The sequence below is a fragment of the Vibrio sp. B7 genome (genome assembly GCF_963888765.1).
GTDB lineage: Bacteria > Pseudomonadota > Gammaproteobacteria > Enterobacterales > Vibrionaceae > Vibrio > Vibrio anguillarum.
Map to the genome: position 1 here is coordinate 1 of NZ_CAWPKR010000029.1, position 728 is coordinate 728.

General features: G+C 47.9%; 2 protein-coding genes. Both read right to left on the bottom strand.

Translation table 11 applies throughout. The features are described 5' to 3' along the window. Positions 1-356 (bottom strand): IS3 family transposase (locus AACV32_RS09550; RefSeq protein WP_170895771.1); only part of this gene is annotated, 356 nt, incomplete at its 3' end. Beyond that, on the bottom strand, positions 353-661 hold the full coding sequence (locus AACV32_RS09555) for a transposase (protein WP_004413754.1): 309 nt from the start codon (positions 659-661) through the stop codon (positions 353-355). The genes AACV32_RS09550 and AACV32_RS09555, both read right to left, overlap by 4 nt. Positions 662-728: the final 67 nt, after the last annotated feature.

A 728-nucleotide genomic window follows, 5' to 3' on the forward strand; every position in this document is an offset into this window, starting at 1 on the left:
CTACGCAGTAAATTATCAGCTACATTGATCATAGCGGCCACATCCTTGCTGTATTTAAACCCTTTGCCATTCCGTGCCCTGATACCTTTCTCCTTCATGATATCAGCCACATAGTTCACGCAGCAGGCATAACCGGCTTCATTTAGCTCTTCGGTTATCCGCACTGAACCGTAACGTGCCCTATATTGAGCAAAGGTACACATGACTAGCTGTTCAAAGCGCTCTCGCCGCTTTGAACGCTCACTCGGCGTATGATGGCTCCATTTGTAGTAACCACCTCGACTCACTTCTAAAGTACGACACATTAGGCTAATCGAGTACTCACCGGCATAACTTTCAATGAACTCGTACTTCACTCTTGCTGCTTCGCGAAGTACGCCGACACCTTTTTTAGGAATTCCATTTCATCTTTAAGCCGCTTGTTCTCGCGCCTAAGCGCTCGAAGCTCTTCGGACTCTTTCTTCGAGTAATCGACACCGTCTAAGGTGTTAAACTGTTTATCAGATAGGCGTGTGAACTGGCGCTTCCAGTTCCGGATTTGTTGGGCACTGATGCCCAACTCCTTGGCAACGGAGACAGCTGTTCGGCCAGGAAGACTGGCAAGACGAACTGCTTCTTTGCGGAACTCTTCGGTGTACGCTGGATTACGATGTTTAGCCATAAATCACCTCTCAATTAGACCCTAGATCTAACTTAGCAAAGTGTCTACTGAACGTGGGGTACTCGGC